This is a genomic window from Planococcus sp. FY231025 (assembly GCF_052078085.1).
Taxonomy (GTDB): domain Bacteria; phylum Bacillota; class Bacilli; order Bacillales_A; family Planococcaceae; genus Planococcus.
This window is the reverse complement of the sequence record NZ_JBQJJG010000008.1, coordinates 86,757-112,869: the sequence shown is the minus strand read 5'-3', so window position 1 is coordinate 112,869 and position 26,113 is coordinate 86,757. Positions and strand designations below refer to the sequence as shown.

At 50.7% G+C, this 26,113-nt stretch carries 25 protein-coding genes; 1 reads left to right on the top strand and 24 read right to left on the bottom strand.

Annotation, left to right across the window (positions count from 1 at the left end; all coding sequences use genetic code 11):
* Positions 1–15 precede the first annotated feature (15 nt).
* The 6 genes from ACTL32_RS12230 to ACTL32_RS12205 all read right to left on the bottom strand — a co-directional run bounded on the left by ACTL32_RS12230 (position 16) and on the right by ACTL32_RS12205 (position 4,310).
* On the bottom strand, positions 16–213 hold the full coding sequence (locus ACTL32_RS12230; RefSeq protein WP_441341740.1) for a hypothetical protein: 198 nt from the start codon (positions 211–213) through the stop codon (positions 16–18).
* 55 nt (positions 214–268) lie between these two features.
* Positions 269–694 carry a hypothetical protein gene (locus ACTL32_RS12225; RefSeq protein ID WP_204892441.1) on the bottom strand — a complete coding sequence of 142 codons (426 nt, stop codon included), beginning with the start codon at positions 692–694 and terminating at the stop codon, positions 269–271.
* 139 nt (positions 695–833) lie between these two features.
* A complete protein-coding gene (locus tag ACTL32_RS12220; RefSeq protein WP_441341739.1) occupies positions 834–1,034 on the bottom strand; it encodes a hypothetical protein in 201 nt (66 codons plus the stop codon).
* Between the two features lie 165 nt (positions 1,035–1,199).
* A complete protein-coding gene (gene glnA, locus ACTL32_RS12215; protein ID WP_204892443.1) occupies positions 1,200–2,534 on the bottom strand; it encodes a type I glutamate--ammonia ligase in 1,335 nt (444 codons plus the stop codon).
* Positions 2,535–2,573: 39 nt separating this feature from the next.
* Positions 2,574–2,957 carry a MerR family transcriptional regulator gene (locus tag ACTL32_RS12210; protein ID WP_441341738.1) on the bottom strand — a complete coding sequence of 128 codons (384 nt, stop codon included), beginning with the start codon at positions 2,955–2,957 and terminating at the stop codon, positions 2,574–2,576.
* Between the two features lie 120 nt (positions 2,958–3,077).
* Positions 3,078–4,310: a methionine gamma-lyase family protein gene (locus ACTL32_RS12205; RefSeq protein ID WP_441341737.1), complete on the bottom strand. Its 1,233-nt coding sequence runs from the start codon at positions 4,308–4,310 to the stop codon at positions 3,078–3,080.
* Between the two features lie 109 nt (positions 4,311–4,419).
* Here ACTL32_RS12205 and ACTL32_RS12200 point away from each other — a divergent pair, with 109 nt between their 5' ends.
* Positions 4,420–5,025 carry a trimeric intracellular cation channel family protein gene (locus tag ACTL32_RS12200; protein ID WP_441341736.1) on the top strand — a complete coding sequence of 202 codons (606 nt, stop codon included), beginning with the start codon at positions 4,420–4,422 and terminating at the stop codon, positions 5,023–5,025.
* A gap of 40 nt (positions 5,026–5,065) precedes the next feature.
* On the opposite strand, the gene ACTL32_RS12195 is transcribed toward ACTL32_RS12200, so the two are convergent.
* The 18 genes from ACTL32_RS12195 to yfmF form a co-directional block, all read right to left on the bottom strand.
* Entirely contained in the window at positions 5,066–5,365 is a 300-nt protein-coding gene (locus ACTL32_RS12195; RefSeq protein ID WP_204892447.1) for a rhodanese-like domain-containing protein, read from the bottom strand.
* A 97-nt stretch (positions 5,366–5,462) separates the two neighbouring features.
* Positions 5,463–5,687 carry an RNA chaperone Hfq gene (hfq, locus tag ACTL32_RS12190; protein ID WP_204892448.1) on the bottom strand — a complete coding sequence of 75 codons (225 nt, stop codon included), beginning with the start codon at positions 5,685–5,687 and terminating at the stop codon, positions 5,463–5,465.
* Between the two features lie 20 nt (positions 5,688–5,707).
* Complete coding sequence (gene miaA, locus ACTL32_RS12185) at positions 5,708–6,655, bottom strand: tRNA (adenosine(37)-N6)-dimethylallyltransferase MiaA (protein WP_441341735.1); 948 nt, start codon at positions 6,653–6,655, stop codon at positions 5,708–5,710.
* Positions 6,648–7,565: an alpha/beta fold hydrolase gene (locus ACTL32_RS12180; protein WP_441341734.1), complete on the bottom strand. Its 918-nt coding sequence runs from the start codon at positions 7,563–7,565 to the stop codon at positions 6,648–6,650. Before ACTL32_RS12180 ends, miaA begins: the two co-directional genes overlap by 8 nt.
* Positions 7,562–9,223 (bottom strand): glycerol-3-phosphate dehydrogenase/oxidase, encoded by a 1,662-nt coding sequence (locus ACTL32_RS12175; protein WP_441341733.1) that lies wholly within the window; start codon positions 9,221–9,223, stop codon positions 7,562–7,564. The genes ACTL32_RS12180 and ACTL32_RS12175 overlap by 4 nt, the downstream gene beginning before the upstream one ends.
* A gap of 61 nt (positions 9,224–9,284) precedes the next feature.
* Positions 9,285–11,174, bottom strand: coding sequence for a DNA mismatch repair endonuclease MutL (gene mutL, locus ACTL32_RS12170; protein ID WP_441341732.1), 1,890 nt, complete (start codon positions 11,172–11,174; stop codon positions 9,285–9,287).
* A 4-nt stretch (positions 11,175–11,178) separates the two neighbouring features.
* Entirely contained in the window at positions 11,179–13,704 is a 2,526-nt protein-coding gene (gene mutS / locus ACTL32_RS12165; RefSeq protein ID WP_441341731.1) for a DNA mismatch repair protein MutS, read from the bottom strand.
* A gap of 106 nt (positions 13,705–13,810) precedes the next feature.
* On the bottom strand, positions 13,811–14,236 hold the full coding sequence (locus ACTL32_RS12160) for a RicAFT regulatory complex protein RicA family protein (RefSeq protein WP_204892454.1): 426 nt from the start codon (positions 14,234–14,236) through the stop codon (positions 13,811–13,813).
* Between the two features lie 156 nt (positions 14,237–14,392).
* Positions 14,393–15,190 (bottom strand): TIGR00282 family metallophosphoesterase, encoded by a 798-nt coding sequence (locus tag ACTL32_RS12155; RefSeq protein WP_441341730.1) that lies wholly within the window; start codon positions 15,188–15,190, stop codon positions 14,393–14,395.
* A gap of 66 nt (positions 15,191–15,256) precedes the next feature.
* Positions 15,257–16,816 (bottom strand): ribonuclease Y, encoded by a 1,560-nt coding sequence (gene rny / locus ACTL32_RS12150; RefSeq protein ID WP_441341729.1) that lies wholly within the window; start codon positions 16,814–16,816, stop codon positions 15,257–15,259.
* A gap of 692 nt (positions 16,817–17,508) precedes the next feature.
* Positions 17,509–18,564, bottom strand: coding sequence for a recombinase RecA (recA, locus tag ACTL32_RS12145; RefSeq protein ID WP_204892463.1), 1,056 nt, complete (start codon positions 18,562–18,564; stop codon positions 17,509–17,511).
* Positions 18,565–18,739: 175 nt separating this feature from the next.
* Complete coding sequence (locus ACTL32_RS12140) at positions 18,740–19,993, bottom strand: competence/damage-inducible protein A (RefSeq protein ID WP_441341728.1); 1,254 nt, start codon at positions 19,991–19,993, stop codon at positions 18,740–18,742.
* A gap of 293 nt (positions 19,994–20,286) precedes the next feature.
* Positions 20,287–20,865, bottom strand: coding sequence for a CDP-diacylglycerol--glycerol-3-phosphate 3-phosphatidyltransferase (pgsA, locus tag ACTL32_RS12135; protein ID WP_441341727.1), 579 nt, complete (start codon positions 20,863–20,865; stop codon positions 20,287–20,289).
* A 47-nt stretch (positions 20,866–20,912) separates the two neighbouring features.
* Positions 20,913–21,794, bottom strand: a complete 882-nt coding sequence (locus tag ACTL32_RS12130) for a helix-turn-helix domain-containing protein (RefSeq protein ID WP_441341726.1) — start codon at positions 21,792–21,794, stop codon at positions 20,913–20,915.
* 8 nt (positions 21,795–21,802) lie between these two features.
* The gene (locus ACTL32_RS12125; protein WP_204892467.1) at positions 21,803–22,600 is read right to left on the bottom strand and encodes a YmfK family protein; all 798 of its coding nucleotides are present in this window, start codon (positions 22,598–22,600) and stop codon (positions 21,803–21,805) included.
* Between the two features lie 119 nt (positions 22,601–22,719).
* Positions 22,720–23,439 (bottom strand): elongation factor P 5-aminopentanone reductase, encoded by a 720-nt coding sequence (gene ymfI, locus ACTL32_RS12120; RefSeq protein WP_441341725.1) that lies wholly within the window; start codon positions 23,437–23,439, stop codon positions 22,720–22,722.
* The gene (gene yfmH / locus ACTL32_RS12115) at positions 23,436–24,737 is read right to left on the bottom strand and encodes an EF-P 5-aminopentanol modification-associated protein YfmH (protein WP_441341724.1); all 1,302 of its coding nucleotides are present in this window, start codon (positions 24,735–24,737) and stop codon (positions 23,436–23,438) included. The genes ymfI and yfmH overlap by 4 nt, the downstream gene beginning before the upstream one ends.
* Entirely contained in the window at positions 24,730–26,004 is a 1,275-nt protein-coding gene (gene yfmF, locus ACTL32_RS12110; protein WP_441341723.1) for an EF-P 5-aminopentanol modification-associated protein YfmF, read from the bottom strand. Before yfmF ends, yfmH begins: the two co-directional genes overlap by 8 nt.
* Positions 26,005–26,113 lie beyond the last annotated feature (109 nt).

Sequence of the window (26,113 nt, the reverse complement as noted above, 5' to 3'; positions counted from 1 at the left end):
AGTTGCGGATGCAGCCTATCGCAGTTGATAGACGGTGATGTATTTGATTTGGCTGATGGTGATTCGGTAAATCGTATCATTTTGATCATCTGTAATTTCATAGGTGCCGTGTGTCGGAATATTGGCCAGTGCCGCTTCTTTGCTTTCCGCTTGGGCAGTCAGCACAACCGTATTGCCTTGGTCGAAGAAAAATTCAATCTGAAATGTTTTCATTCGCGGGCCTCCTCAAATTCAGCGTATTAGCTTCCTCCTTCATCATACCCGAAATTTATTCGTTTTTGTAAAGTTCTTTATAGGCAATCACTTTTAAAGCCAGCATTTCCTCTTCGGACAGTTCGCCTTCAAGCTTAGCGATGGCTTCCTGCTGGGAGATAGTGCCGTTCTGAACGCCTTGCTGAAGAGACTGCAATTCGCCGATGCCTACTTTCTGGATCAGCACGCGCGTCGCTTCGCCTTTTGTCTGGAACGGCAGCTGGCTTTCATCGGCAGATTTCGCTTCTTCGATATAGCCTTTCAGTTCCGGGTCGTTCTCGACGTACGTTTTGATGCTGTCCATCTGGCCCGTCGCTTCCAGTTCAGCTGTCGCATCCTCCACAACTTTTTCCGATGCAATATTGGTGCCGGCGTAATAGATGGCAATAGCTCCGGCAGCGATAATGACCAATAGGACGATGATGTATTTCAAAAACTTCATGAATGGTGCCTCCTCTGCTTTGTCTAGAATACAGGACGTTTCCGGCCTTTAAAAGTTACTTCCGCCTTATACACGGGCAAAACCCCGGATACGGACTCATGTGAGCCGAATCCGGGGTTCCGGTTTTCTGAAGAGCTTATTAAGTTTTGTCTTCCAATTTTTTCTGTTCCGTTATCCACCAATCGATATGCTTCAAATCAAAAAAGATCGTATTAGCATAGGACCGGCTATGCGGAATAGTCCGCTTTGCAATGCAGTCGTTAATATGTTCTTCAGTCATCGGGTAGTCCACTGAGTGAAAATACTTCAGCAGATCTCTTACCCCTTGAACCTTTTTCATTTTAATCACCCCCACAAAATCTTCTTTTCATCAAATGCGAAAAGAAAATTCAGTACCGGTTACTAAAGTCCAATGGTTCTCTAAATTATACCCGGCTCTTCTCTTTGCAAAACCTGTTTTCGCCGAAAAAAAGCCTGGCCGCAGGGGCCAGGACCATTTCTCTTCTTAATACATTTTCAGGTATTGCTCGCGCTCCCATGGGTGCACGGCAATGCGGAACATATCCCACTCGATTTCTTTCGCTTCAACAAAGTTGTTCAAGATATGTGATCCAAGCGCACCTTTCATCACTTCATCTCCCTGAAGCTCTTGAAGGGCTGCATACAATGTCGGCGGAAGGTCTTCGATGCCGACAGCTTCGCGCTCTTTTCTGTTCATCGCATAGATGTTGCGGTCAACTGCTTTTGGCGGAGTCATCTTGTTCTTGATGCCGTCAAGGCCGGCTGCCAATAGGACGGCCATTGCCAAATACGGGTTGGCTGCTGGGTCGACCGAGCGCACTTCGACACGCGTCGACAAGCCGCGGGATGCCGGAACCCGGATCAGCGGGCTACGGTTCTGTCCTGACCAAGCTACATAGCAAGGCGCTTCATAGCCTGGGACCAGGCGTTTGTAAGAGTTGACAGTCGGATTTGTAATTGCAGTAAAGCCTTGAGCATGTGCCAGGATCCCGGCAAGGAATTGATAAGCTGTTTCGCTCAGTTTCATTTCGCCGTCTTCATCAAGGAAAGCATTTTCATTGCCTTTGAACAGGGATACGTTCATGTGCATCCCGGATCCGCTGACACCGAACAATGGCTTCGGCATGAATGTCGCATGCAATCCGTGCTTGCGCGCAATCGTCTTGACGACCAATTTGAACGTCTGGATATCATCGCACGCTTTTAGCGCAGCTGCATACTTAAAGTCGATTTCGTGCTGGCCGGGAGCCACTTCGTGGTGGGAAGCTTCGATTTCAAAGCCCATCTCCTCCAGTTCAAGCACGATGTCGCGGCGGCAGTTTTCGCCAAGATCCATCGGTGCTAGGTCGAAGTATCCGCCATTGTCATTCAATTCAAGTGACGGTTCGCCGCGCTCATCCAATTTGAACAGGAAGAATTCCGGCTCCGGCCCAAGATTGAAATGCGTGAAGCCAAGTTCTTCCATCTCTTTCAAAACGCGTTTCAAGTTATTGCGCGGATCTCCTTCAAACGGAGTACCGTCCGCACGATATATGTCGCAAATTAAACGTGCCACTTTCCCTTTGCCTGTAATCCACGGGAAGACGACCCATGTATCAAGGTCCGGGAATAAGTACATATCCGATTCTTCGATGCGGACAAATCCATCAATTGAAGATCCGTCGAACATCATTTTATTGTCGAGTGCTTTGTCCAATTGGGAAGTCGGTATTTCAACGTTTTTGATAATGCCCAGAATATCCGTAAATTGCAGGCGGATAAAATTCACTTCTTCTTCTTTTACCAGTCGTTTAATATCTTCTTTTGAATACTTGCCCATGTTCGCTTCACTCTCCTATGTTTGTTTATGTAACCCGTCTCAATGAAAGAAACGGGATAAATCCCCTTGCCTGTGGACGCCTTGGCCGAATGATTTTGTATTCAGGATTTCTTCCCGCAAAATCTGGCGCAATTCTGCGTCGCTGATTGTGGCTGGCACTGCAGCTTCGTTTTTTGGCTGTGAACGCATCGCATAGATTTTCTTGATGCCTGCCATGTTTAGCCCTTGATCCAAAAAATCTTTGATTTCCAAAAGGACATCGACGTCGTTCAAAGAGAACATCCGCTTGTTTCCTTCTGTCCGGGCAGGGCTGATCAACTCGTGCTCTTCGTAATAACGGATTTGGCGCGCTGTCAGTTCCGTCAGCTGCATTACAATGCTGATCGGCAAAAGCGGCATTGTCCGGCGAACGCGGTTTGTCATGTTTTTCACCCTTTTCACTGATTACTACTCTTTTAGTATATTTCATGTCAGGAATCTTGTCAAACACATGTAAGAAAAAATGACATGAAAAAAATCCGCACTTTACATGCGGAATTCTATTTATAGTAGATTATGCTCTCGAAGCGCCTCGAGCGAATTCATCACAGCAAGCTTGACGTGTTCGTACGTCAGGCCGCCTTGGACAAAAGCGGTATAGGGCGGACGGATCGGTCCGTCAGCCGTCAACTCAATGCTTGACCCTTGGACAAATGTGCCGGCAGCCATGATGACATCGTCTTCATATCCTGGCATATAGGCAGGTTCTGGTTTGAACTGCGCATTGACCGGAGAACTCGCTTGGATCGTCTGGCAGAAAGCGATCATTTGTTCAGGTGTCCGGAAAGAAACGGATTGAATCAGGTCGGTCCGAGGATCGCTCCAATGCGGTGTGGTTTCCATGCCGGCTGAACCGAGCAGAGCGGAAGTGAAAATGGCTCCTTTCAATGCTTGGGAAACGATATGGGGCGCCATGAAAAATCCCTGGTACATATCGGGAAGGGCATTCAGGGATGCACCGGCCTCTCCCCCTATACCCGGTGACGTCATCCGGTAAGCGCATTTTTCCACTAAATCTCTGCGCCCTGCAATATAACCGCCTATTTTGGCCATGCCGCCGCCGGGATTCTTGATCAGCGAGCCGGCAATCAAATCCGCCCCCGCTTCGATCGGTTCCTGTTCTTCAACAAATTCGCCGTAGCAATTGTCGACAAATACGATGGCATCCGGCTTGATCGTACGTAATTTCTTGATCATCGATCGGATTTCCGAAACTGTGAAAGAGGGCCGGGTATCATACCCGCGCGAGCGTTGGATCGCGATCACTTTGGTTCGTTCGCCGATTGCTTTTTCCGCAAGTTCCCAATCGATCCCTTGGTCCTGCGTCAACGGGATATGGCGGTAGCTGATGCCGAAATCCTTCAAGGAGCCTGTGTCTTTTTCGCCGCCTGACACGATGGATTCCAAAGTATCATAGGGTTTTCCGCTCAAGTACAGAAGTTCATCGCCCGGGCGGAGCACACCGAACAGCGAAATGGTGATGGCATGCGTCCCCGAAATGATCTGGGGGCGGACCAAAGCCGCTTCCGCTTTGAAAACATCCGCATAGACCCGCTCCAATGTATCGCGCCCTTCGTCGTCATAGCCATACCCGGTCGATGGATTAAAGTGGTGGTCGCTGACTTTCTGGGCATGGAATGCATGGAGCACTTTTTTCTGGTTGTTGAATGCAATTTCATCCGCTTTTTGCAATTCCGTTTGAATCAATGCTTCTATTTCTTTCATTAAAGTATACATGGTATTCTCCATTCTGCTAGTTTCACTTTCCTATTATGCAGCTAAACTTGAAATTGCGTCAAACTCTGCTACAATTCATAGAGTTGAAGATTTTGGGAGGCAGTACGATATGGCTTGGGAAGTATTGAGCGCCATCGGGACAATTGCGTTTGCGGTGTCCGGGGCGATTATCGCAATGGAAGAAGAATACGACATTTTCGGGGTCTATCTGCTGGGGATCGTCACAGCATTTGGCGGAGGCGCAATCAGGAACCTATTGATCGGCGTGCCGATCTCCGCACTCTGGGAACAGGAAGTGCTGTTCCAGCTGGCATTGTTTTCAATGACACTGGTTTTTTTATTCCCGAACCGGCTGCTGGTCCATTGGAACCGGTGGGGCAATTTCTTTGATGCCATCGGCTTGTCCGCTTTCGCCATCCAGGGCGCGCTGTATGCAGTGAACCTGGGTTTGCCCGTATATGCGGTCGTGGTTGCCGCCGTCCTGACCGGCTCCGGGGGGGGAATTGTCCGGGATTTGCTGGCCGGCCGCAAACCGCTCGTGCTGAAAGCGGAAATTTATGCCGTCTGGGCAGCTATGGCCGGGATCCTCATCAGTTTCGGCCTGGCACAAAGCGATTTCTGGCTGTATGTCTTGTTCATCGCCATAACAGCGCTGCGCATTCTTTCGTTTACTTATAAATGGAGGCTTCCGACCCGGAAAATCCTCACCCGTTAAAAAACCGTACCAGCGGATAGCCGCTGGTACGGTTTCTTTTTTATGCGATGGTTTCCCCGTCCCAGTTCAGCATGCCGCCTTCCACGTTAACGGCTTCTATCCCGTGGGACTCCAGAAATTCACATGCCCGTTCACTCCGTCTGCCTGAACGGCATATCACATGCACAGGCCGGCTCCCGTCTATTTCTTCGATGCGCTCCGGCAAAGTTCCCAGTGCAATATGCTTTGCATCCGGCACCATGCCAGCCGCCACTTCGTCGTCTTCCCGGACGTCGATCACCTGAAGCGGCTGGCCCGCTTCCAATTTTTCCTGCAATTCGGTTGTCGTAATAGTTTTCATCTTGATCGCCTCCTCAAGTCATCTGCTTTTAATCATAAGGAAATTCACCTGCGCCTGCAAATGAAAAGGCCAGCCTGTAACCGGCCGGCCTCTTCTGTCACTCCTGATGTTCAATGGCTACTGCCTTTGCCGGTGAAAACGTGGAGATGGCATGCTTGTAGATCAACTGCTGCTTTCCGTCCGACTCAACAAGAACCGTAAAATTATCGTATGATTTAATAGTTCCTTTCAATTGGAACCCGTTGAGCAAAAACACGGTTACAAAAATATTATTTTTTCGCAGTTGGTTCAAATAAACATCCTGAATATTTACTGGCTTCATGGAAATCCCCCTCATAACCCCTAGTCTGTAATTTTCCGTTCAAAGTATTCAATTCGACGGTCGCGGTCGTTCTCCTGCATGACTTCCTGAATTTGCCGAATGTTTTTTTCCAAATCCTGAAGTGCATCAATCCAGAAAATCGGCAGTTTGTTCTTAAAATACGTAAATTGCCGTTTCGCGTATTTGCGCGAGTTCTGTTTCAACTGGGTGACCGCTTCTTCCAAAGGCAGTTTGCCGTCAAGATAGGCATAGATTTCCTTGTAGCCGATCGCTTGGATGGACTGCACATCCCGGATGCCTCGGGAACGGAGTGCATTGACCTCTTCTAGCAGGCCCCGTGCGAGCATGTCATCCACGCGGGCATTGATGCGTTCATAAAGCACATCCCGGCTGATATCAAGGCCGATGATCAATTCATTATACATTGGGGAAAGCGCCATCGTCCGCTCCCCTTTCGGCTGGCCGCTCCGCGCGATTTCGATAGCCCGGAGGACTCGCCGGGTATTGTTCGGATGGATCTGGGATTCCGGGTCCAATTCGAGCAGCTTCCGGTGCATATGGGCAGGTCCGAACCTTTCGAGTTCGGCATGCAATTCCGCGCGCAGCTTTTCATCGACCGGCTCTTCAGCGAACCGGTAATCGAAAAGCACCGCCTGGACATACAGCCCGGACCCGCCGACGATGATCGGGAGCTTGCCGCGTGAACGGATCTCCGAAATCTTTCCGCGCACCAGTTGTTGATACTCTGCTACCGAAAACGGCTCTTCAGGATCCTTGATGTCGAGCAGGTGATGCGGAACCCCCTGCATTTCATCCGGTTCGATTTTCGCTGTCCCGATCGACATGCAGCGGTAAACTTGCATCGAGTCGCCGTTGATGATTTCGCCGTCCAGCCGTTTGGCCAGTTCGATGCTGAGGGCAGTTTTGCCCGATGCCGTCGGTCCGACGATTGCGATGACGTCAATCATCGTTGAGCATCCATTCTGCAATAGTCTCGAAATGTGCGTGCTTGCCGATTTCATGCAGCAGTTCATGCCGGCCGCCTTCAGCCAGATAAACCTTGACGTCCAGCCCGGCAGCCCGGTATTGTTCGGCCGCGCCGAAAATGCCCTTGCCGTTCCCGCCGACCGGATCTTCGGAGCCGCTGATCAACAACAAGGGAAGGCCGCTCCGGATTTTTGAGACCTCTGCCGGTTTATGGATCAAATCAATGCCGCTGAAAAGGTCTACGTAAAACTGATTAGTCGACGGCGTGCCGCTCATCGGATCCGCTTCGTATTTCGCCACTTCAGATGCATCGCGGCTCAGCCAGGCAAAAGCCGACTCCTCGCCTTTGAATTGCTTCATGAAACTGCCGAATGTCAGCTTTCCGAGCACTTCGCTGATTTCAGTCTTGCCCTGCAGGCGGGCAGCAGACATGGCCAATGCGAGGCCGGCAATCCCGGCTAAACCGGGATTGCCGCCGCTCCCGGACAGCACTGCGCGGCTGACTTCTTCGCTGTAAAGCTGGATATAACGCCTCGCCACGAACGAGCCCATGCTGTGGCCGAAAAGGATGAGGGGCAAATCGCCTGCGTCCGGCCGGAGCTCTTCAATAGTCTCCCTTACATCTGCCACGATCCGGCTGAATCCTTCTTCCTCCGCAAAATAGCCCTGGACACCATTCCGTTCCGCGGTTTTTCCGTGCCCGCGCTGGTCGTGTCCGGAGACGGAAAAGCCTTTGCCCGCCAGAAAATGCGCGAATTCTTCATATCGGCCGATATGTTCCGCCATCCCGTGGATAAGATGGACGTGCCCGATCGGCGCTTCGGGTTCATAAAGTTCAAAATAGACATCATGCCCATCCGACATGCTCAAAAAATTTTTGGTGACTTTCATTGGAGCACACCCTTTCCAAAACGGGTCGCCTGTTTGATATGCCCGATCAATTCATTTTTATAATGCTCCTTCTGTGCTTCGGTATAGCCGAGCTCGTCCGACATGAAATCGAGGACAGCGACCATGTATCTCAGCACATCATCAATATGGAAATACAAATCCCCTGTGCGCCGGACAAAGAAATCCGACGGCGTCAAAGCCATTTCCTCCTCGATGGCAAAGCGGACAATTGCAGCGAGCGCTTTTGGCAGCCCATAGGGGTTCTCTTCCGGCATCGCTTGCAAGATGCCGAACACTTTGCCTGCGTTCGTCCCGAAAAACTGGGCAATCATTCTTCCGTCTTCTGCCGACAAGCCGAATTGCTCCGCCGACAAGGCCGTTTGATGGACGAATCTTGCAAAATTTTTCGATCCGCCGAAATCGCCGCCGGACAATGGCAGATTCTTTGTGGAACCTTCCGGGTACTCCTTGCCGGTCTCTTTGCGCAGGCGCTTCGCCACTTTATCGACGATCGTTTCCGCCATTTTGCGGTAGCCTGTCAATTTGCCCCCTGCAATGGAAATCAAACCATTTGAAGATTCCCAGATTTCATCTCTGCGCGAAATCTCCGAAGGATCCTTGCCTTCTTCGAAAATGAGCGGTCGGACGCCCGCCCATGTCGACTCGATATCCGACGGCGCTAAACGGACCGTCGGGAACATATGGGCAACCGCTTGAATCAAATAATCGACATCCGCTTTCGTGACTTCCGGCTCCACCGGATCTGCTTCATAAAAAGTATCGGTGGTTCCGACGTAGACTTTTGTGTCGCGCGGAATGGCAAAGATCATCCGCTTGTCCGGCGTATCGAAATACACGGCTTGGCTCAGCGGAAATGCTTTCTGGCTGACGACAATATGAGAGCCTTTTGTCAGGCGAAGCTGCTTGCCTGCCTCTTTTGCATTCCTGCCCCGCACTTCATCGACCCACGGGCCTGCTGCATTGACGACGACTTTTGCATCGATCCGGAATGTGCCGCCTCTGACCGCGTCAAATGCATGCACACCGGCCACTTTTTTATTGCGGTAATGGAAGCCCGTCGCTTTTGTGTAATTCAGGCAGACGGCCCCCAGCTCCGCTGCTTTTTTCAGCGCCTCAAGGGTCAGCCGGGCATCGTCTGTCCGGTATTCCACATAGAAGCCGCCTCCAAGCAGCCCTTCTTTCAGCAAAAGCGGTTCTTTTTGCAAGGCTTCTTCCGGTTTGAGCATCGTCCGGCGCTCCTCTTTTTTGACCCCGGCCAAAAAATCATAAGCGCGCAGGCCGAGCGATGTGGAAAGCGGCCCGAACGTGCCTCCTTTATGGAAAGGCAATAGCATTCCCTGCGGCTCTGTGACATGGGCGGCGTTCTCGTAAACGATTTCCCGCTCGCGGCCGACTTCCGCCACCAGCTTCACTTCGAATTGCTTCAAATATCTCAGTCCGCCGTGCACCAGTTTGGTCGACCGGCTAGACGTGCCTGCTGCAAAATCCTGCATTTCGATAAGCGCTACACTCATGCCGCGCGAAGAGGCATCAAGCGCAATGCCTGCGCCTGTAATGCCGCCTCCGATCACCAGGACATCAAATTCGTAATTGGACAGTGTTTCAACTTGCTGCGTTCTCTGTTTAGCTGAAAACATTCCGGTTCCCCCTCTTCCAAAATCCGGTTCCACGACGTTCAAGGTTGAGAAACCGCTCTTCTCACATTACCCGTTTAAACATTTTTTCAACATCATAGGTTTTGAAATGGATGATGACCGGACGCCCGTGCGGACAAGTAAACGGCTGTTCCGCCGCTTTCAGATCTGCGAGCAGCCGCTCCATTTCATGCTTCTGCAAATAATGGTTCGCTTTTATGGACCGTTTGCAGCTCATCATGATGGCTGCTTCTTCCCTGATTTTCTTGACGTCGACTTTCCGCTCATCGAGTACCTGTTCGATCAGTTCTTCTATGATCTCCTGTTCAAACCCTTTCGGAAACCATGCCGGGTGCTCGCGCACGATAAAGGAGGTGTCTCCGAATTCCTCCAGGAACACGCCGCTTTCACTGAGCACTTCCAACGCATCCTTCAAGCGGAGCGCTTCATCACGGCTGTAGTGGAACGTCAGCGGAAGCAGCAGCGCCTGGCGCTCGTCTGCGTCGATGTCGCCCACTTTTTCCCTGAAAAACTCATATTTGATGCGCTCCTGCGCCGCATGCTGGTCAACTAGGTAGAACCCGTCTGTGCTCTGGGCGACAATATACGTGCCGTGGATTTGGCCGACCACTTCCAGCTCGGGAAATTGCGGGCCGGCATCTTCGATTTGTTCCATTTCCTGCCCGCTCTCTTCCCTGGAAAACACTTCCTCGGGCTGAACACTGTCAGCTGGCTGCTCTAGATGTGCCGAAGACTTCCGCAATTCGCCTGACGGCTGGCGGGAATCTACCGGAAGATCGGCGGGGATGCCGGGCAGTGCCGTGTCCGGCTGCTGCTGCATCTGCAGCTTGGGTGCACTTGCTGTCTCGCCAGCCGGCGGCTCCTGCACGGTATAGGACGATTTCCACAAATCGAGCTGCCGTGTCGGTGCGCTTTTCTGGGCTTTGGGCTGTTCAATAACCGGCGCCCTTACCACGGAACTGATCGTCTTCCGGATCGTCGAATGGATGAGCTCCATCAATTCCTTTTCTTTGCTCAGCCGGATCTGCTGTTTTGCCGGATGGACATTGACGTCGGTCAAATATGGGTCGCCTTCGATATTCAAAATCACGATCGGCTGGCGCTCCAAAGGCAAAAAGGTATGGTATGCCTTATGGACCGTATTGGCGATTGCGTAATGCTTCACCCAGCGGCCGTTGACGAACAGCGAAATGTAGTTTTTATTGGCACGGGTGATTTCCGGGAGCGAGGCGAAGCCGGACACTTTGTAATCATTCGATTCGCCTTCGAACGGAATCATTTTCTTGGCGATCGAGACGCCGTAGATGTCAGAAATGACCCGTTTGATTTCTCCGCTGCCTGACGTCTGCAGGACCGTCTTTCCGTCGTGGACCAGCCGGAAAGCGATGCCCGGATAGCTGAGCGCGAGCCGGTTCATCAAATCGATCGTATGCCCGAGCTCCGTCTGCAGCGTCTTCAAGTACTTGAGCCGCGCCGGTGTATTGAAGAACAATTGGTCGATTTTAATGTCCGTCCCTTTGCGGAGTGAACCGGCACGATGCTCGATCAGCCGGCCGCCTTCCATCTGGACGAACGTGCCGGTTTTCCCGTCCGATGTATGGAGCGTCACTTTCGACACCGATGCAATACTCGCCAGCGCTTCCCCTCGGAAACCGAGCGTCCGGATGCGGAACAGATCGTGTTCATTGGCGATTTTGCTGGTGGCATGGCGCGAAAATGCCAAAAGGGCATCATCCGTATCCATGCCGGCGCCGTTGTCGACAATCTGGATGGAGGTCAGCCCTGCTTCCATCAGCAGCACTTCAATTGCCGTGCCGCCTGCATCGATGGCGTTCTCCACCAATTCCTTGACGACGGATGCCGGGCGTTCCACCACTTCCCCGGCAGCTATTTTATTGGATAGCGGTTCGTCCATCAAACGGATCAATCCCATACTGTCACCCCTTTTTGCTCAGCTTCTCTTGCAGATCATTCAGCAGCTGCAACGACTGCAGCGGCGTCATCGCCGCGATGTTCGCGTCATTGATGGCCTGCAGCACTTCTTCACTTTCAGTGTCGCGGTCGTCAAAAAAGCTCAATTGCTCGACCTGGCTGACGTGCTTTTTGTTTTCCGCTTCAAAACTTGCAAGCAGCTCCCTTGCGCGAACAAGGATCGGCTGCGGCAATTCGGCAAGTTCCGCAACATGGATGCCGTAGCTTTTGTCAGCCGGGCCTTTCTTGACTTTATGCAGGAATACCACTTTCCCTGACTGTTCCATGGCGGCGACATGGACATTGCTCAGTTTGTCGAGCGACTGGTCGAGTGCCGTCAATTCGTGGTAATGGGTTGAGAACAAGGTATTCGCCCCGATGTTCTCGTGGATGTATTCAATCATCGACTGCGCGAGCGCCATGCCATCATAAGTCGATGTGCCGCGCCCGATTTCGTCGAACAGCAGCAGGCTGCGTTCCGTTGCATGCGTAATGGCATATTGCGATTCGAGCATTTCTACCATGAACGTGCTCTGGCCGGATACCAGATCATCCGCAGCGCCGATGCGCGTGAAGATCTGGTCGACAATCGGCAAATTCGCGGATTCCGCCGGCACGTACGAGCCGATTTGCGCCAGCACAATCGTCAAAGCGACTTGGCGCATATACGTACTTTTACCGGACATGTTCGGACCTGTGATGAGCAGCATGTTCTGGTTGTCGGTCAACACACAGTCGTTCGGCACATAATGCTGCTTGTTCAGCATTTTCTCCACCACCGGGTGACGGCCTTCGATAATGGAAATCTCCCGGGAGTCATTGAAAGCCGGTTTTACAAAGCGGTATTTCTCCGCCACATTGGCAAAACTCATATAGACGTCGAGTTCACTGAGCGTTGAAGCCAGCTTTTGGATGCGGCCAATGTACTGCTTCACTTCTTCGCGGATTTTCACGAACAATTCGTATTCCAGCGTCAGGCTTTCTTCTTCCGCTGTCAGAATCAGGGTTTCTTTTTCTTTCAGCTCTGGCGTGATATAGCGCTCCGCATTGGCAAGCGTCTGCTTGCGCTCATAGCGTTCCAAGTCCGCCAAATGCATATTTGCTTTGGAAATTTCGATATAATAGCCGAAAATGCGGTTATAGCCGATTTTCAATGATTTGATGCCTGTCCGCTGGCGCTCTTCCTGCTCGAGCTGCGCAATCCAGTCTTTGCCGTTTCGGGAAGCGTAGCGGTACTCATCTAGCTTCTCGTGGAAGCCGTCGCGGATGACGCCCCCTTCTTTCGAAGACAGCGGCGGATTGTCGCTGATCGCTTCGAGCAATTCACACACTTCACCGCAGCGGTCGAGCTTGTCGCTGAAATTCGCGAGTGTGCCATGCCCCGAATTGGCTAATTCTGAAATGATCGCCGGCATTTTTTCAAGCGAACTTCGGAGCTGGGCCAAATCCCGCCCGCTGGCGCTGCCAAAAGCGATCCGTCCGCTTAGGCGCTCCAAGTCGTACACTTCTTTTAACAGTTCTTGAAGCTCTATCCGGACAAAGTATTGGTTGATGAGTGATTCGACAAGCTGCTGCCGTTTTTCGATCAAGTGGCGGTTTGCCAAAGGCTGATGCAGCCATTGCTTCAGTTTCCGGCTGCCCATAGCTGTCACAGTCTCGTCCAACAGCCATAGGAGAGTGCCTTTTGTCTCGCCGCCGCGGATCGACTGCAGCAGTTCCAGGTTGCGCTTCGAGTGGAAATCAATCGACAGCAGTTGTCCGTTTTCATTGAACGTGAACGGTTGGATATGGTCGAGCGACTGCTTTTGCGTCCGGGAAATATACGTCAGCAGGCGCCGGATGCTGAGTTTGAGATCATCCGGGCATTCGGCCATCAACCGTTCAGCCGCCGTGTAGACAAAGTCCATCGGCTCAATCGATAGCACCAGATCCTGCGATTCTTCGTTCAGCAATAAAAACAATTGCTCGGAGACAACCAGTTCTTTAATGTTCAACGACTGCAATTCCTGCAGCAGTGCGTTTTCTGTTCCTGCTATGTATATGGCGCTTGCCTCTCCGGTGCTGATGTCGACATACGACAAAGCAAAGCCATCCATCATCTGTTCAGCCGCCGCCAAAAACATATTCGATTTGGAATCAATGCTTTTGCCTTCGGTGTGCGTGCCCGGCGTAATCAAGCGCACCACTTCCCGCTTGACCATGCCTTTTGTGGTCTTCGGATCTTCCACTTGTTCACAAAGCGCCACTTTATGGCCTTTGGAAATCAGCTGGTCGATGTAATTCTGTGCCGCATGATGAGGGACGCCGCACATCGGAATCCGGTCATCCCCGGTGCCGCCGCGGCTTGTTAACGTGATTTCGAGGATCTGCGATGCTTTCAGCGCATCATCAAAGAACATCTCATAGAAATCGCCTAAACGGAAAAACAGGAATGCGTCCTGGTAGTCGGATTTCACTTGCAAATATTGTTGCATCATTGGTGTAGGAGCCATTTTTTTACCTCTTTCGCGAACTTTTCATTGTTTCTCCATTATAGCAAAAACCAAGGGAGAAAAGAAAAAACTGAAAGAGCCTGGGCTCTTTCAGTTTTGCATGGGATCACTTTTTGTTGGCCGGGCTGTTTCTTACTTGCGAGCCGGTCTCGCCGCGCAGCAAATCGCCGCCCGTCGATGTGATGATGTTGTTCGTCACTTGATTGGCAATCGCTGTCGAGACCATTTGCAGAAGCGAATTGACATCTGTCTGGGATTGCTTGAATTCCTGGACAATCGGCACAGCGTCGATTTCTTCTTCAATTTTCGCGATTTTGCTTTCGATCAATTCAAGTGCCCGCTCTTTGCCGTAATGCTGGAAGTTGACTGCTTGTTTTTGCAGGCTCTTCAAGCTGGCGATCTTCTCGCGGATTTTTTGGTTTTCGTTTATTTGAGCTTCAGCGCGCTTGAAGAATTCCACTTCTTCGGTCTGGGCGATCATGTCCGCCACTTCGCGAGCTTTTGCAACGATTTCTTCTTTTGAATATGTCATTCTTCAGACACCCACTTCTTGGCCGATTGCGGCTTTTACGAGCCCACCGATTATCGACCATGATTTTGTTATCGTGATTCGTACTTATTATACTGAATAGTGCCCGCTGTCTACAAGGCAGAGAGACCAATTGTCGGAGAATCGACAAGAACTGGCTTAGTTCTGGAACGGATAATCCTCATTGATGTAGATGCGTTCACAAGAGAGCGCTTTGCCTGTGCTATCATCGACCTCGGTGAAAAAGCCGCTGACGACCGGACGCCCGCGCTTTGGCACTTCGAAGCGTGTCGGCATATTCGTTTTGAATCGGTAAAGCACCGACTCTTTTGTCATCCCCAGGATTTCATCATAAGGCCCGGTCATGCCGACATCTGAAATATAAGCGGTGCCGTTTGGCAGGATCCGCGCGTCCGCTGTCTGGACGTGCGTATGCGTCCCGACAACGACTGAAGCGCGGCCGTCGAGATGCCAGCCCATTGCGATTTTTTCGCTTGTCGCTTCCGCGTGGAAATCGACAAAGACGAGCGGTGAAATTTCTTTCGCTTCTGCGATCAGCTCGTCCGCTTTTTGGAACGGATCGTCATGCGGCGGCAAGAAGACGCGGCCATGAAGATTAATGACCGATAAGGTCTGGCCATTTTTGGTGACCGTCGCCATTCCGCGGCCCGGAGCTTCCGGCGAGAAGTTCGCCGGACGGATCAAGTAATCGACCTCATCAATAAAATCGAAGATTTCTTTCTGGTCCCACGTATGGTTGCCCATCGTCACCATGTCGACGCCCATGAACATGAGGTCCTGGTAGATGGCTTTTGTGATGCCGCGCCCTGCCGCGGCATTTTCGCCGTTGGCAATCACTACATCGGGTGCATATTTGCGCTTCAGGCGCGGCAGATAGGATTCCAGTGCATCGCGGCCGATAGAGCCGACAATGTCACCAATAAACAAGATTTTCATAACGTTCACCTTTTTCCATAAGAAAAAGGCTTCTTTGAATAGACATTCATCGAAGCCTCACTCCTATTATTTTGCGTATTCAACTGCTCGTGTTTCACGGATGACCGTCACTTTGATATGCCCTGGATAATCCAACTCTTCTTCGATCCGTTTCCGGATGTCGCGAGCCAGTCTATGCGCAGTCATATCATCGATCTGCTCCGGCCGGACCATGATGCGGATTTCGCGTCCCGCTTGAATGGCGAATGATTTCTCGACGCCTTCGTACGACTCGGAAATCTCTTCAAGCTTCTCAAGTCTGCGGATATAGTTCTCCAGCGTCTCGCTGCGCGCTCCCGGACGTGCGGCAGACAATGCATCTGCTGCAGCGACGATAACCGAAATGATCGACGTCGCTTCTGTATCGCCGTGGTGGGAGGCGATGCTGTTGATGACAACTGGATGTTCTTTGTATTTCGTACCAAGCTCCACGCCGATTTCAACGTGGCTTCCTTCCACTTCGTGGTCGATCGCTTTCCCGATATCGTGAAGAAGTCCCGCACGGCGTGCAAGGGTGACATCTTCGCCGAGTTCTGCGGCCATCAAGCCGGACAGGAAGGCAACTTCGACAGAGTGTTTCAGAACGTTCTGGCCGTAGCTCGTACGGTAGCGGAGACGTCCCAGGATTTTGATCAAGTCAGGATGCAAGTTATGGACACCGACGTCAAATGTCGTCTGCTCCCCGATTTCCCGGATCTGCTCATCCACTTCGCGTCTTGACTTCTCAACCATCTCTTCGATGCGGGCCGGGTGGATACGGCCGTCGGACACCAATTTCTCGAGTGCCAGGCGCGCTGTTTCGCGGCGGATCGGATCAAAGCCGGACAAAATGACCGCTTCCGGCGTATCATCGATGATCAAATCGATGCCCGTCAAAGTTTCAAGCGTCCGGATGTTGCGTCCTTCACGTCCGATGATGCGGCCTTTCATTTCATCGTTCGGCAAGTTGACTACCGAAACCGTCGTCTCAGCGACATGGTCTGCCGCAAAACGCTGCATGGCCAATGAAAGGATGTTTTTCGCTTTCTTATCCGATTCTTCTTTGGCGCGCGCTTCCGTCTCTTTCACCATCACTGCAATATCTGTTGAAAGTTCGTTTTCAACTTGCTGCAGGATGATCGACTTCGCTTCTTCGCGGGTCAGAGAGGAAATGCGTTCCATTTCGGATTGTTGCTGCTGGACTAACTCCTCAGCTTTGCTCTCCATCTGTACAATATGCTGTTGTTTTTCTGCGAGCGCTTCGTCCTTGCGTTCAAGGCCAGCCTCTCTTTTGTTCAATGCATCATCCTTGCGATCCAAATTTTCTTCTCTCTGCAACAACCGATTTTCCTGTCTTTGAAGTTCCAATCGGCGTTCACGGATTTCAGATTCTGTTTCAGTACGCAATTTGTGATTTTCGTCTTTCGCTTCTAATAGAGCTTCTTTTTTCAATGCGTCTGCTTGTCTCTTCGCATCTTCAACAATTTGCTCCGCAGAGTGTTTAGCCCCTGCTATATCAGAATCGTTTTGTCTCTTTAACACAAGATATCCAACAACTACACCGACGATGATACCAAGCAAAGCGAAGATGATCTCAGAAATTCCCATTCGAACACCTCCTCTTGCTATTCTTTTTTTAAATTTCTAAAGATGAATTAATGTAACCCCTTATGCATCAATACAAGTTAAAATGTGTAATCTCTGCAGAAAATGCTTGCACAGATACAACTTAATTGTATAGTTGGTCATAAGAAGTGTCAACCCATGGTGCTCCGCCAAAAGCGGAGGCAGCCGTTCAGGTTCGATAGGCATAAGACAGACCGGCGAAGCGGCGCTTTTTGCCGCACAGCCGGGTTGGCTTATGACCCGAGAACCTGGCTGCTGGAGTCTGGACAATATAAAAGCGGAGGTGCCTGTTCGGTTCCGACTAAGGAAAAGTGTAAGTGCCTGTTCAGCTCTGCTAGGCATAAGACAGGTCAATGGAGCGGCGGTTTCTGCCGCGTAGTTGACCTGGCTTATGTCCCGAAGAGCTAGGCACTGAAGTCTGGACAAGCGCTGGAGGGCTTGGCAGTGATGGCGCTTTTTTCCATCGCGGGCAAGACCGAAGCGTCTCGAGGAACCAGGCACCGGAGTCTGGACAATCCGAAAAGCGGAGGCGGCCGTGGAGATTCGCCAGCTATTGGAAAGCTGCTATTAATACCCGACCTTGTTTCCCTCCGGCATAACTTTATATAAAGAAAGGGCCGCAAAGCTGATGCTTTGCGGCCCTTTCTGCCTCCATTGCAATGAAGGCTTGGATTTTATTCTTCGTCAATCAGCAAGTTGAATTCTTCCGGCTCTTCGTCCTTGGCAGCAATCGTGTACGTAGCTGCGGCCATGCCCAAAGATTCGCGGACTTTGTTTGAAATCTCGTTGCGCAATTCCGGATTCGCCATCAAGAACTGCTTAGCGTTTTCACGGCCTTGGCCGATGCGCTCATCTTTGTATGAATACCAAGAACCGCTCTTCTGGATGATTTCCAGATCCGAACCGATATCGACGATTTCCCCTTCACGGGAAATCCCTTTGCCGTACATGATGTCCACTTCCGCTGTACGGAACGGCGGAGCAACTTTGTTTTTAACAACTTTGATCTTCGTTCTGTTACCGATAATGTCATTGCCTGATTTCAATGCTTCAGCGCGTCTGATTTCCATACGTACAGAAGAATAGAACTTCAAAGCACGGCCGCCCGGCGTCGTTTCCGGGTTACCGAACATCACACCAATTTTCTCACGGATCTGGTTGATGAAAATAACGATTGTGTTCGACTTGTTGATGATACCGGATAGCTTCCGCAATGCTTGGGACATCAAGCGAGCCTGCAAGCCCATATGCGAGTCGCCCATTTCGCCTTCGATTTCCGCTTTTGGCACAAGTGCTGCTACGGAGTCGATGACGACGATGTCGATTGCGCCGCTTCGTACCAATGCTTCTGCGATTTCAAGGGCTTGTTCCCCTGTATCCGGCTGAGACAGCAAAAGCTCATCGATGTTTACACCGAGATTTTTTGCATAAACTGGATCAAGTGCATGCTCGGCATCGATGAATGCTGCAGTGCCGCCTGCTGCCTGGGCTTCTGCAATAGCATGAAGCGAAACAGTCGTTTTACCTGAACTTTCAGGCCCGTAGATTTCGATAACCCGCCCGCGCGGGTATCCGCCTATTCCTAGTGCCGTGTCAATTGCCAACGAGCCGCTTGAAATTGAAGATACATTGCGGTCGCTTTTCTCGCCCAATTTCATGACCGAGCCTTTACCAAATTGCTTTTCTATACTTTTTAACGCCATGTCTAACGCTGCTTTACGATCGCTCAAAAGAAATCCTCCTCTAATTAAAACCAATTTTTCTACCTGACTCTAGTATACTAGGTTATTGAGAAATACACAAGAAAAAAGCGAACGTTTATTCGTGTTCTTGTTTTTATTTTTGATTTTTAAATGCCTTATAAGAGCCAAATTCCCGTTTTGCGCATAAAAAAAACACGCAAAATCAAATTTTGCGTGCGTTTCCTTCTGTCAGCGTTCGTATGATGTACGAAAGGGCCAGTTTCACAGCTCTCAGGCGGTTCGTATTGCGCATCCCGGACAATTGGAGCCGGTACGCATCCGTCCCTTCCGCAGTGGCGATGCCGATCCAAACCGTTCCTGCGGGCTGGTCCCCGTGGGCATCCGGTCCGGCAGCCCCGGTCAAGCCGACAGCGATGTCCGTTTTGAACTTCAAACGGGCGGCTTCTGCCATCGCGATGGCGGTTTCTTCGCTCACCACACCGAATTGCTTCAGCAGATCGGGCGACAGCCCAAGCTGGCTGATCTTGGTTTCCTCATTATAGGCAATGACTCCTCCTGACAGGACGGCACTCGCTCCCGCCACTGCTGCAAGCTCCGATTGGAATAGCCCGGCCGTCAGGCTTTCAGCGGCTGAAATTGTTTTCGACTGTTCCTTCAGCAATTCAATCGTTTTCGAAGCAAGGGAATCATCGTCATAGCCGTAGAGATATTCGCCGACTTCATCGAGAATCTCTTTTTTCGATGCGTTGATCAATTCCCATGCCTGTTCTTCGGTATTCGTCTTCGCAGTTATGCGGAGCGTCACTTCCCCGTCAGCAGCGAGAGGAGCGATTGTCGGATTGGTCTGGCGGTCCAGCAATTCCTGGAGCCGGAATTCCAGCTCCGCTTCTCCGATGCCGTAAAAACGCAAGACGTGGCTCAAGATGACATCCGCCTGGTTCAGCAACCGGGCAAGCATCGGCTTCGCTTCGAACTGGAACATCGGCTCCATTTCCTTGGGCGGCCCCGGCAACAGCATATAAACATGATCGTCGGTATTATACAACATCCCCGGCGCCATGCCGTGATGATTGACCAAAACCTTGCTGTCTTTCAAAACGAGCGCCTGTTTTTTATTGTTGTCGGTCATGGGGCGCCCTGCACGTTCGAAGAAAGCCACAATCGACTGCAGCGCCTCTTCATCCATCTCAAGCGTGGTGCCGAGATGGCGCGCGATGGTTTCTTTTGTCAGGTCATCTTTTGTCGGCCCCAGCCCTCCGGTGAAAATGATCAAGTCTGCCCGTTCCTCAGCCTTTGCGATGACTTCCTCCAAACGCCCGGCATTGTCCCCGACCACTGTATGGTAAAAGACGTTGATGCCAAGTTCCGCCAAATGATTCGAGATAAAGCGGGCATTGGTATTGGTGATCTGCCCGAGCAAAAGCTCTGAACCCACCGCAATGATTTCTGCATTCATCTTCGGCCACTTCCTTTCTGCTAATGAACTTTAAAGGTTATATATAGCATAAAATATTCATATATGCTGCTACGCTAAACAGTAATAATGTTCCCATTGATGCGCTTCACCTATCAGAGAGTACCGCAATGAAGAATAGAGTTACTGCTTTCAATGATTTATTTAGCGCCGGTGCGCCTTCGGGCTAGACGAAGCAAGAAGACAAGCTTTCTGTGCCTGGCTTCTTGTGGGAGTCATGCCCAAAGCGCCGAAGCGGTTTACACAATTTATGCTTAGCCTACCGAGCTTGGATTTTATTTCGATGCCATCAATGCTCTGCGGTTGGCGTAGAAATAATCCCAGCCTGACCAGACCGTAAAGATTAACGCAATGTAAAGCATGATTTCGCCGAACGGGATGTTGGCCAACGTAAAGATCGTATTATGGAGCAATAAAGCCGCAATCGCCAGGATCTGCGCAGTGGTCTTGATTTTGCCAAGCCCGCCGGCTGCGACGACTTCGCCTTCTCCTGCCAATACCAGGCGCAAGCCTGTAACGGCGAACTCACGGCTGATGATGATGATGACAATCCAGGAAGCGGCGAAGCCCAGCTCCACCAAAATGATCAATGCGGCCGAAACCAGCAGTTTGTCCGCAAGCGGATCCAGGAATTTGCCGAACGTTGTGACCAGGTTGTATTTGCGTGCGTAATAGCCGTCAATCCAGTCCGTGAGCGAAGCGATGATAAAAATCAGGCCGCCGACAAAATGAGAAACCGGCATTTCTGCGCCGAAAAGCGTCATATTCCCCCAGTTGAAATCCACCAGCATGACAATCATGAAGACTGGAATCAGGAAGATACGGGAAATGGTAATTCGATTGGGAATGTTCATGATGATTCTCCTTTCGTTTTTAAAGAAAAATAGCCATCAAAAGATGGCTATTCTGCAGCAGTAAATTGAATAACGATATTTTGCGTGATTAGATCCTGTGAGTATTCAATCGGTTTTCCGTTGACAGCCAGCTGCACGTTCGGTGATGCTCCGAGGCGGATGCGGACTTGTGAAGTAGACGAAACATCAATCGTCTCGCTTTCATTCGGCTGCATCGTCCGGGCAGGTGCCAATAATTCCTTCTGGGCCTGATCAGTCGCAGAAACCCACGACGCACCGCTCGCTTTGATCGTCAGTTCACGTTTCGCCGGACCGCTCCACTCATATGTAGTCGTCTCGCCTTGTGTGCCTTTCACTTTGACCGCAGCTTCAGGCTCTTTCGGCTCTTCCGGTTTCTCTTCAGCCGGAGCTTCAGCCGGCTTTTCTTCTGCCGGAGGTGGAGTTTCTTCTTCAGCCGGTTCCTCGTAAGGGACGCCCGCTGTTTCTTCCGGTACTTCTTCTGCCGTGTCATTTGTGTCCAGTGATTTATAAAAATACCAGGAAACCCCGAGAATAAGGACAATAAACAACGCGACAATGACTTTCGGCATCACTTCCCCGACGCCACGGGACGAACTTTTGGCAAACGTCTGCCGCCGTGAAGGCGTTGGCGTCGCCATCGGTTTCTTCACTTCTTCCTTCACCGGAACCGGCACTTCCGATTTATGCTGCTCGAGCAATTCATCGGCGTTGAGGCCAACTGATTCCGCATATTGCTTGATGAACGCCCGCACATAGAATGGCCCCGGCATCATACTGTGGTTGCCTTCTTCGATTCCGGCCAAATACCTCTTCTGAATCTTTGTTATGTCTTGGAGGTCTTCCAAACTGTACCCTTTTGCGATTCTCGCCTCTTTCAAACGAGTACCCAATTCACTCAATCCGATCACCTGCCTACTTAAAAGTTAAAACCGCCGAACATATCCGCTTGGTTCTTGTCGTCCATGAAGTTATTCTTTTCCAATACTTCATACGTAATCTTTTCGTCTGGATGATGGCGCAATTCGATAATGTAATCGAAATCTTCTATGCTGTATTCAGATTGCTGGACAAACATGTCGGGATGTTCCACCACTTTTATCGTCGGCATCCTCATCATTTCCCTGACCAGCTGCATATGGCGTTCATCGGAAGAACGGCGCGTCACTATGCCATCTAGAATGAAAATATTATTGGCATTATGTTCGTCGCCCATCAGCTGGTTGCGCACCGTCTGCTTGATCATGGTCGAGGAGAGGAAAATCCATTTCTTATTGGCGCTGACGCTTGCAGCAACAATCGATTCCGTCTTGCCGACACGCGGCATCCCCCGCAAGCCGACCAGCTTATGGCCTTCCTGCTTGAAAATCTCTGCCATGAAGTCGACCAGCAATCCCAGTTCATCGCGCACAAAACGGAACGTGTTCCGGTCATCCGCATCCCGTTGGATATAGCGCCCGTGGCGCACCGCCAATATGTCGCGCAATTTCGGTTCACGGAATTTCTTGACCGCAATTGTTTCAATAGTGGAAACAATCTGCTCAAACCGCTCCAATTGGACATCATGTTCTGCACGCAGCAGCATTCCGCGCCGCCCTTGGTCGACGCCGTTGATCGTGACGATGTTGACCCGGAGCATCCCCAGAAGCGAAGCTATATCTCCTAACAGACCCGGACGATTGACTTGTATTTCGTACTCAAAATACCATTCCTTCACTCATCATCCGACCTTTCAATTCAGTTTATGCTCTAGCGTTCTACCTTCTTAATGATAGCTGATTTGAGCCTGCAAGAAAAGTGTTATTAAAAAAAGAAGGAAAACCTTTCCTTCTTTTTCTACATATGCCATCCTCCGTTTATCCGGAGCGTCTGGCCCGTCATATACTCCGCTTTCCCGCTGGCCAGAAAGCTGACAGCATCCGCAACATCCTGCGGTTTGCCGAGGCCCAGCGGGATCTCTTCTTTGATGGCGCCAAGCTCTTCTTCAAGAAGGCGCCCGTTCATTTTTGTCTGGATAAAGCCCGGTGCTACTGCATTTACACGTGTACCTGCCGATGCCATTTCTTTTGCGTAGGCTTTGACAAAAGAAAGCTGGGCACCTTTCACTGCAGAATACATCGTTTCGAGCGCCGCTCCGGTTTCGCCCCAGATTGATGAAACGAAAATGACATAGGAGGCCGGATGGCGATGGAAAAACTTGGATATCCTTTTAATGGCGGATACCGGATTTTTGACATGCACTCGCCACAGTTCATCCATTTCGCATTCGTCTGTATCGATGAGCATTTTCATGAGCGCATGTCCACTGGCCACCACCACGCAAGAAGCGTCGAAAACATGGGCGGCTAGCAGCTCTCCCCCGTTGTCGCGGGTGAAGTCCGCTTGCACGGCTATGAATTCCTGGCCGGGATACATCTCTTCCAGCCGGTGTACCAAATGCGCTAGGGGCGTTGAATTCCAGTGCAGATAAAGCGACCATCCGCAACTTGCCATTTCATGCGCCACGCTTTCCCCGATTTCTCCGGACGCACCCATGATCACAGCGAACCGTTTCACACATTCGCCTTCTTCGGCGGCATGATGGTGAATGTGGATCGCTGCTGCTCGGAGCTGACGGACGCAAACGCCGCCTGCAGATCTGCAACTTCAATGCTCTCCAGGCACGGCACCACGTCGAATAAATTCATATCATTGAAAGCATATCGGGTGAATTGGTTGGCGATGTATTCCGGCGAATTCAAGGCGCGCAGGAAAAAGCCGATTTTCTTGCGGCGAACGCGGTCAAGATCCGCTTGGCCGAACGGCCATTTTTCAACCGCGCGGTCCAGTGTATGCTGGATTTCTTCAATCAATTTTTCAGGTGTGGCGGTATCCGATCCGATCAAAGCATAACCGAAGCCGTTCTCCAGTGAATAATCGAACGAATAGGATTCATCAATCCAGCCGTTCTCATATGCATGATGGTAGAAATCCGATGTTCGGCCAAACAGCAATTCATAAGCCAATTGGGCAGAAAGCTCATGCTTGAGCATATCGGCGCCGGAAAGGTCCAGGTTTTCAGGTTTGATGCCGACAAAGACTTTCGGCTTTTGGACGCTCATTTCGAGTGTCCGTTCCTTGATCGCCGCTTCGGCCGGTTCATCCGGATAAATGCGGAAGATTTCTTTCGGCTCCTCGAACGTCTTCTGCATCTGGTTGTTTTTGATGAACTCGATCATGCTTTCCGGCTCCACCGAACCGACGATGAACAGCATCATGTTCGACGGGTGATAGAACGTGTTATAGCATGTGTACAGATGTTCTGCTGTAATCTTCTGGATCGATTCGACCGTGCCGGCGATATCGATCTTTACCGGGTGGTTCTCGTAGAGGTTTTCAATCATCCCGAAATACAGGCGCCAGTCAGGCTGGTCGTCATACATCGTGATTTCTTGCGCAATGATGCCTTTCTCCTTTTCCACGGTCTTTTCCGTGAAATAAGGGCTTTGGACAAAATTAAGCAGCGTCTCTACATTTTCTGTCACTTTGTCAGTCGCAGAGAACAAGTAGGCCGTCCGCGTGAACGAAGTGAAGGCGTTGGCGGAAGCTCCCTGCTGGCTGAACTGCTGGAAAACATCGCCGTCTTCTTTTTCGAACATTTTATGCTCCAGGAAATGGGCGATGCCGTCCGGCACTTTGACCGGTTCAGTTTCGCCGAACGGGACAAAATGGTTGTCGATCGATCCGTACTTGGTCGTGAAAGTGGCATACGTCTTCGAAAACCCTTTTTTCGGCAAGATATATACTTGGAGCCCATTGGGCAGTTTCTCATGGTACAGCGTTTCGTCCAATTGTTCGAATTCCACTTTATTCATTGGATTCATCCTCCTTGCCTGATAGGAAATAAGTCATCTCAAGCGACAGCGCTTTTGCAGCGTCTGCAATATCCTCTTTGGTGACGGCTTTCCATTTGCTGATAAGGTAATCCGGCTCAAACGCTTCTGTCAATTCCATATACTGGTCGTAGATGTCGATCTGGCCGCGGGCAGAATCGAGCGCTTCCCGCAATTGGTTGGTCAACAACGCCATCGTCTGGCCAAGTTCGACATCCGTGATATTGCCCTTTTTCACTTCTTCCAGCTGCTCGAGCACGAGTTTCACTGCTTTTTCTTCCAGTTTCGCATCAATTCCGGCCAGCACAAACAGCAGGCCGAATTGGGAAGAGTATGAACTGGAAACGTAATACGCCATGCTTTCCTTTTCGCGGATATTCACAAACAGCTTTGAATGGGCATAGCCGCCAAGCACTCCGTTCATTAGCTGCATCACAGGGAATTTCTCATCCGTAAATGTGATCGGCGTATAAAAAGCCATGTGGAGCTTTCCTTGTTTCATGTCCTCGTATTCGAGGACGCGCGATTGCTCCGGCTTCGCAAGTTCGGTGGACGGGGCTTTGATCGCTTCTTTGCGGTCTTTGAAATGGAAGAACTCCTTGATGTAGCCGGCAATCATTTCCGGTTTGACATCCCCTACCGCGTATATTTCAATTTCATTGTCTTCCATCATCGTCCGGTATTCTTGGAGCAGCCCTTCGTTCGTCACGGCTTCCACAGCTTCGAGCGTGCCGTTCGAAGGAATCGAAGCGGGATGGCCTGGAAGTGCGAGGTCCATCATGCGCTGCTGGGCATACCGGGTCTTGTCGTCAAAAATCGATTCAATGCGGTGTTTGATCGCTTCTTTTTCGCGCTTGAAAATCGATTCCTTGAACAGCCCGTTCTCCAGATTCGGTTTGAACAGGACGATATACATCAAGTTCAGCACTTTTTCAAGGACGCCTTCCTCCGACAGGTATTCATCGTTGACGGTTTCGACGTTCAAGGTCACGATATGCTCATTTCCGCGTTTTGAAGAATCTATGTATAGCGATGTGCCATATAAATCATCAAGCACCATGCGAAGTGCCGTATGCGACGGGTAGACTTCATTGCTGTGCTGCAGGACATTCGCCAGGATCGAGCGTGCTGATGCTTTTTCTTCTGTCAGCTTGTCCTTGAACTTCAGCGAAAAATTAATCGTTTTGAATTGCGTCGTCTCATGGACATGGACATCCACGCCCTTGGCAATGTTTATCGTCTGGAACATAAAGTATCCCCTCTCTTCTATCATAAACTAACTATACCGAACCTTTAATGTAAAGAAAAGCGCAAGCGGCTGGCGTTTGGCTCCGGATTGCGAAGCTGCGCTTCTCCTA

Coding starts and splice junctions, on each gene's coding strand:
- ACTL32_RS12230 (WP_441341740.1), bottom strand. CDS start 213: ATGAAAACATTTCAGATTGAATTTTTCTTCGACCAAGGCAATACGGTT.
- ACTL32_RS12225 (WP_204892441.1), bottom strand. CDS start 694: ATGAAGTTTTTGAAATACATCATCGTCCTATTGGTCATTATCGCTGCC.
- ACTL32_RS12220 (WP_441341739.1), bottom strand. CDS start 1,034: ATGAAAAAGGTTCAAGGGGTAAGAGATCTGCTGAAGTATTTTCACTCA.
- glnA (WP_204892443.1), bottom strand. CDS start 2,534: ATGGGCAAGTATTCAAAAGAAGATATTAAACGACTGGTAAAAGAAGAA.
- ACTL32_RS12210 (WP_441341738.1), bottom strand. CDS start 2,957: ATGACAAACCGCGTTCGCCGGACAATGCCGCTTTTGCCGATCAGCATT.
- ACTL32_RS12205 (WP_441341737.1), bottom strand. CDS start 4,310: ATGTATACTTTAATGAAAGAAATAGAAGCATTGATTCAAACGGAATTG.
- ACTL32_RS12200 (WP_441341736.1), top strand. CDS start 4,420: ATGGCTTGGGAAGTATTGAGCGCCATCGGGACAATTGCGTTTGCGGTG.
- ACTL32_RS12195 (WP_204892447.1), bottom strand. CDS start 5,365: ATGAAAACTATTACGACAACCGAATTGCAGGAAAAATTGGAAGCGGGC.
- hfq (WP_204892448.1), bottom strand. CDS start 5,687: ATGAAGCCAGTAAATATTCAGGATGTTTATTTGAACCAACTGCGAAAA.
- miaA (WP_441341735.1), bottom strand. CDS start 6,655: ATGATTGACGTCATCGCAATCGTCGGACCGACGGCATCGGGCAAAACT.
- ACTL32_RS12180 (WP_441341734.1), bottom strand. CDS start 7,565: ATGAAAGTCACCAAAAATTTTTTGAGCATGTCGGATGGGCATGATGTC.
- ACTL32_RS12175 (WP_441341733.1), bottom strand. CDS start 9,223: ATGTTTTCAGCTAAACAGAGAACGCAGCAAGTTGAAACACTGTCCAAT.
- mutL (WP_441341732.1), bottom strand. CDS start 11,174: ATGGGATTGATCCGTTTGATGGACGAACCGCTATCCAATAAAATAGCT.
- mutS (WP_441341731.1), bottom strand. CDS start 13,704: ATGGCTCCTACACCAATGATGCAACAATATTTGCAAGTGAAATCCGAC.
- ACTL32_RS12160 (WP_204892454.1), bottom strand. CDS start 14,236: ATGACATATTCAAAAGAAGAAATCGTTGCAAAAGCTCGCGAAGTGGCG.
- ACTL32_RS12155 (WP_441341730.1), bottom strand. CDS start 15,190: ATGAAAATCTTGTTTATTGGTGACATTGTCGGCTCTATCGGCCGCGAT.
- rny (WP_441341729.1), bottom strand. CDS start 16,816: ATGGGAATTTCTGAGATCATCTTCGCTTTGCTTGGTATCATCGTCGGT.
- ACTL32_RS12140 (WP_441341728.1), bottom strand. CDS start 19,993: ATGAATGCAGAAATCATTGCGGTGGGTTCAGAGCTTTTGCTCGGGCAG.
- pgsA (WP_441341727.1), bottom strand. CDS start 20,865: ATGAACATTCCCAATCGAATTACCATTTCCCGTATCTTCCTGATTCCA.
- yfmH (WP_441341724.1), bottom strand. CDS start 24,737: ATGAATAAAGTGGAATTCGAACAATTGGACGAAACGCTGTACCATGAG.
- yfmF (WP_441341723.1), bottom strand. CDS start 26,004: ATGTTCCAGACGATAAACATTGCCAAGGGCGTGGATGTCCATGTCCAT.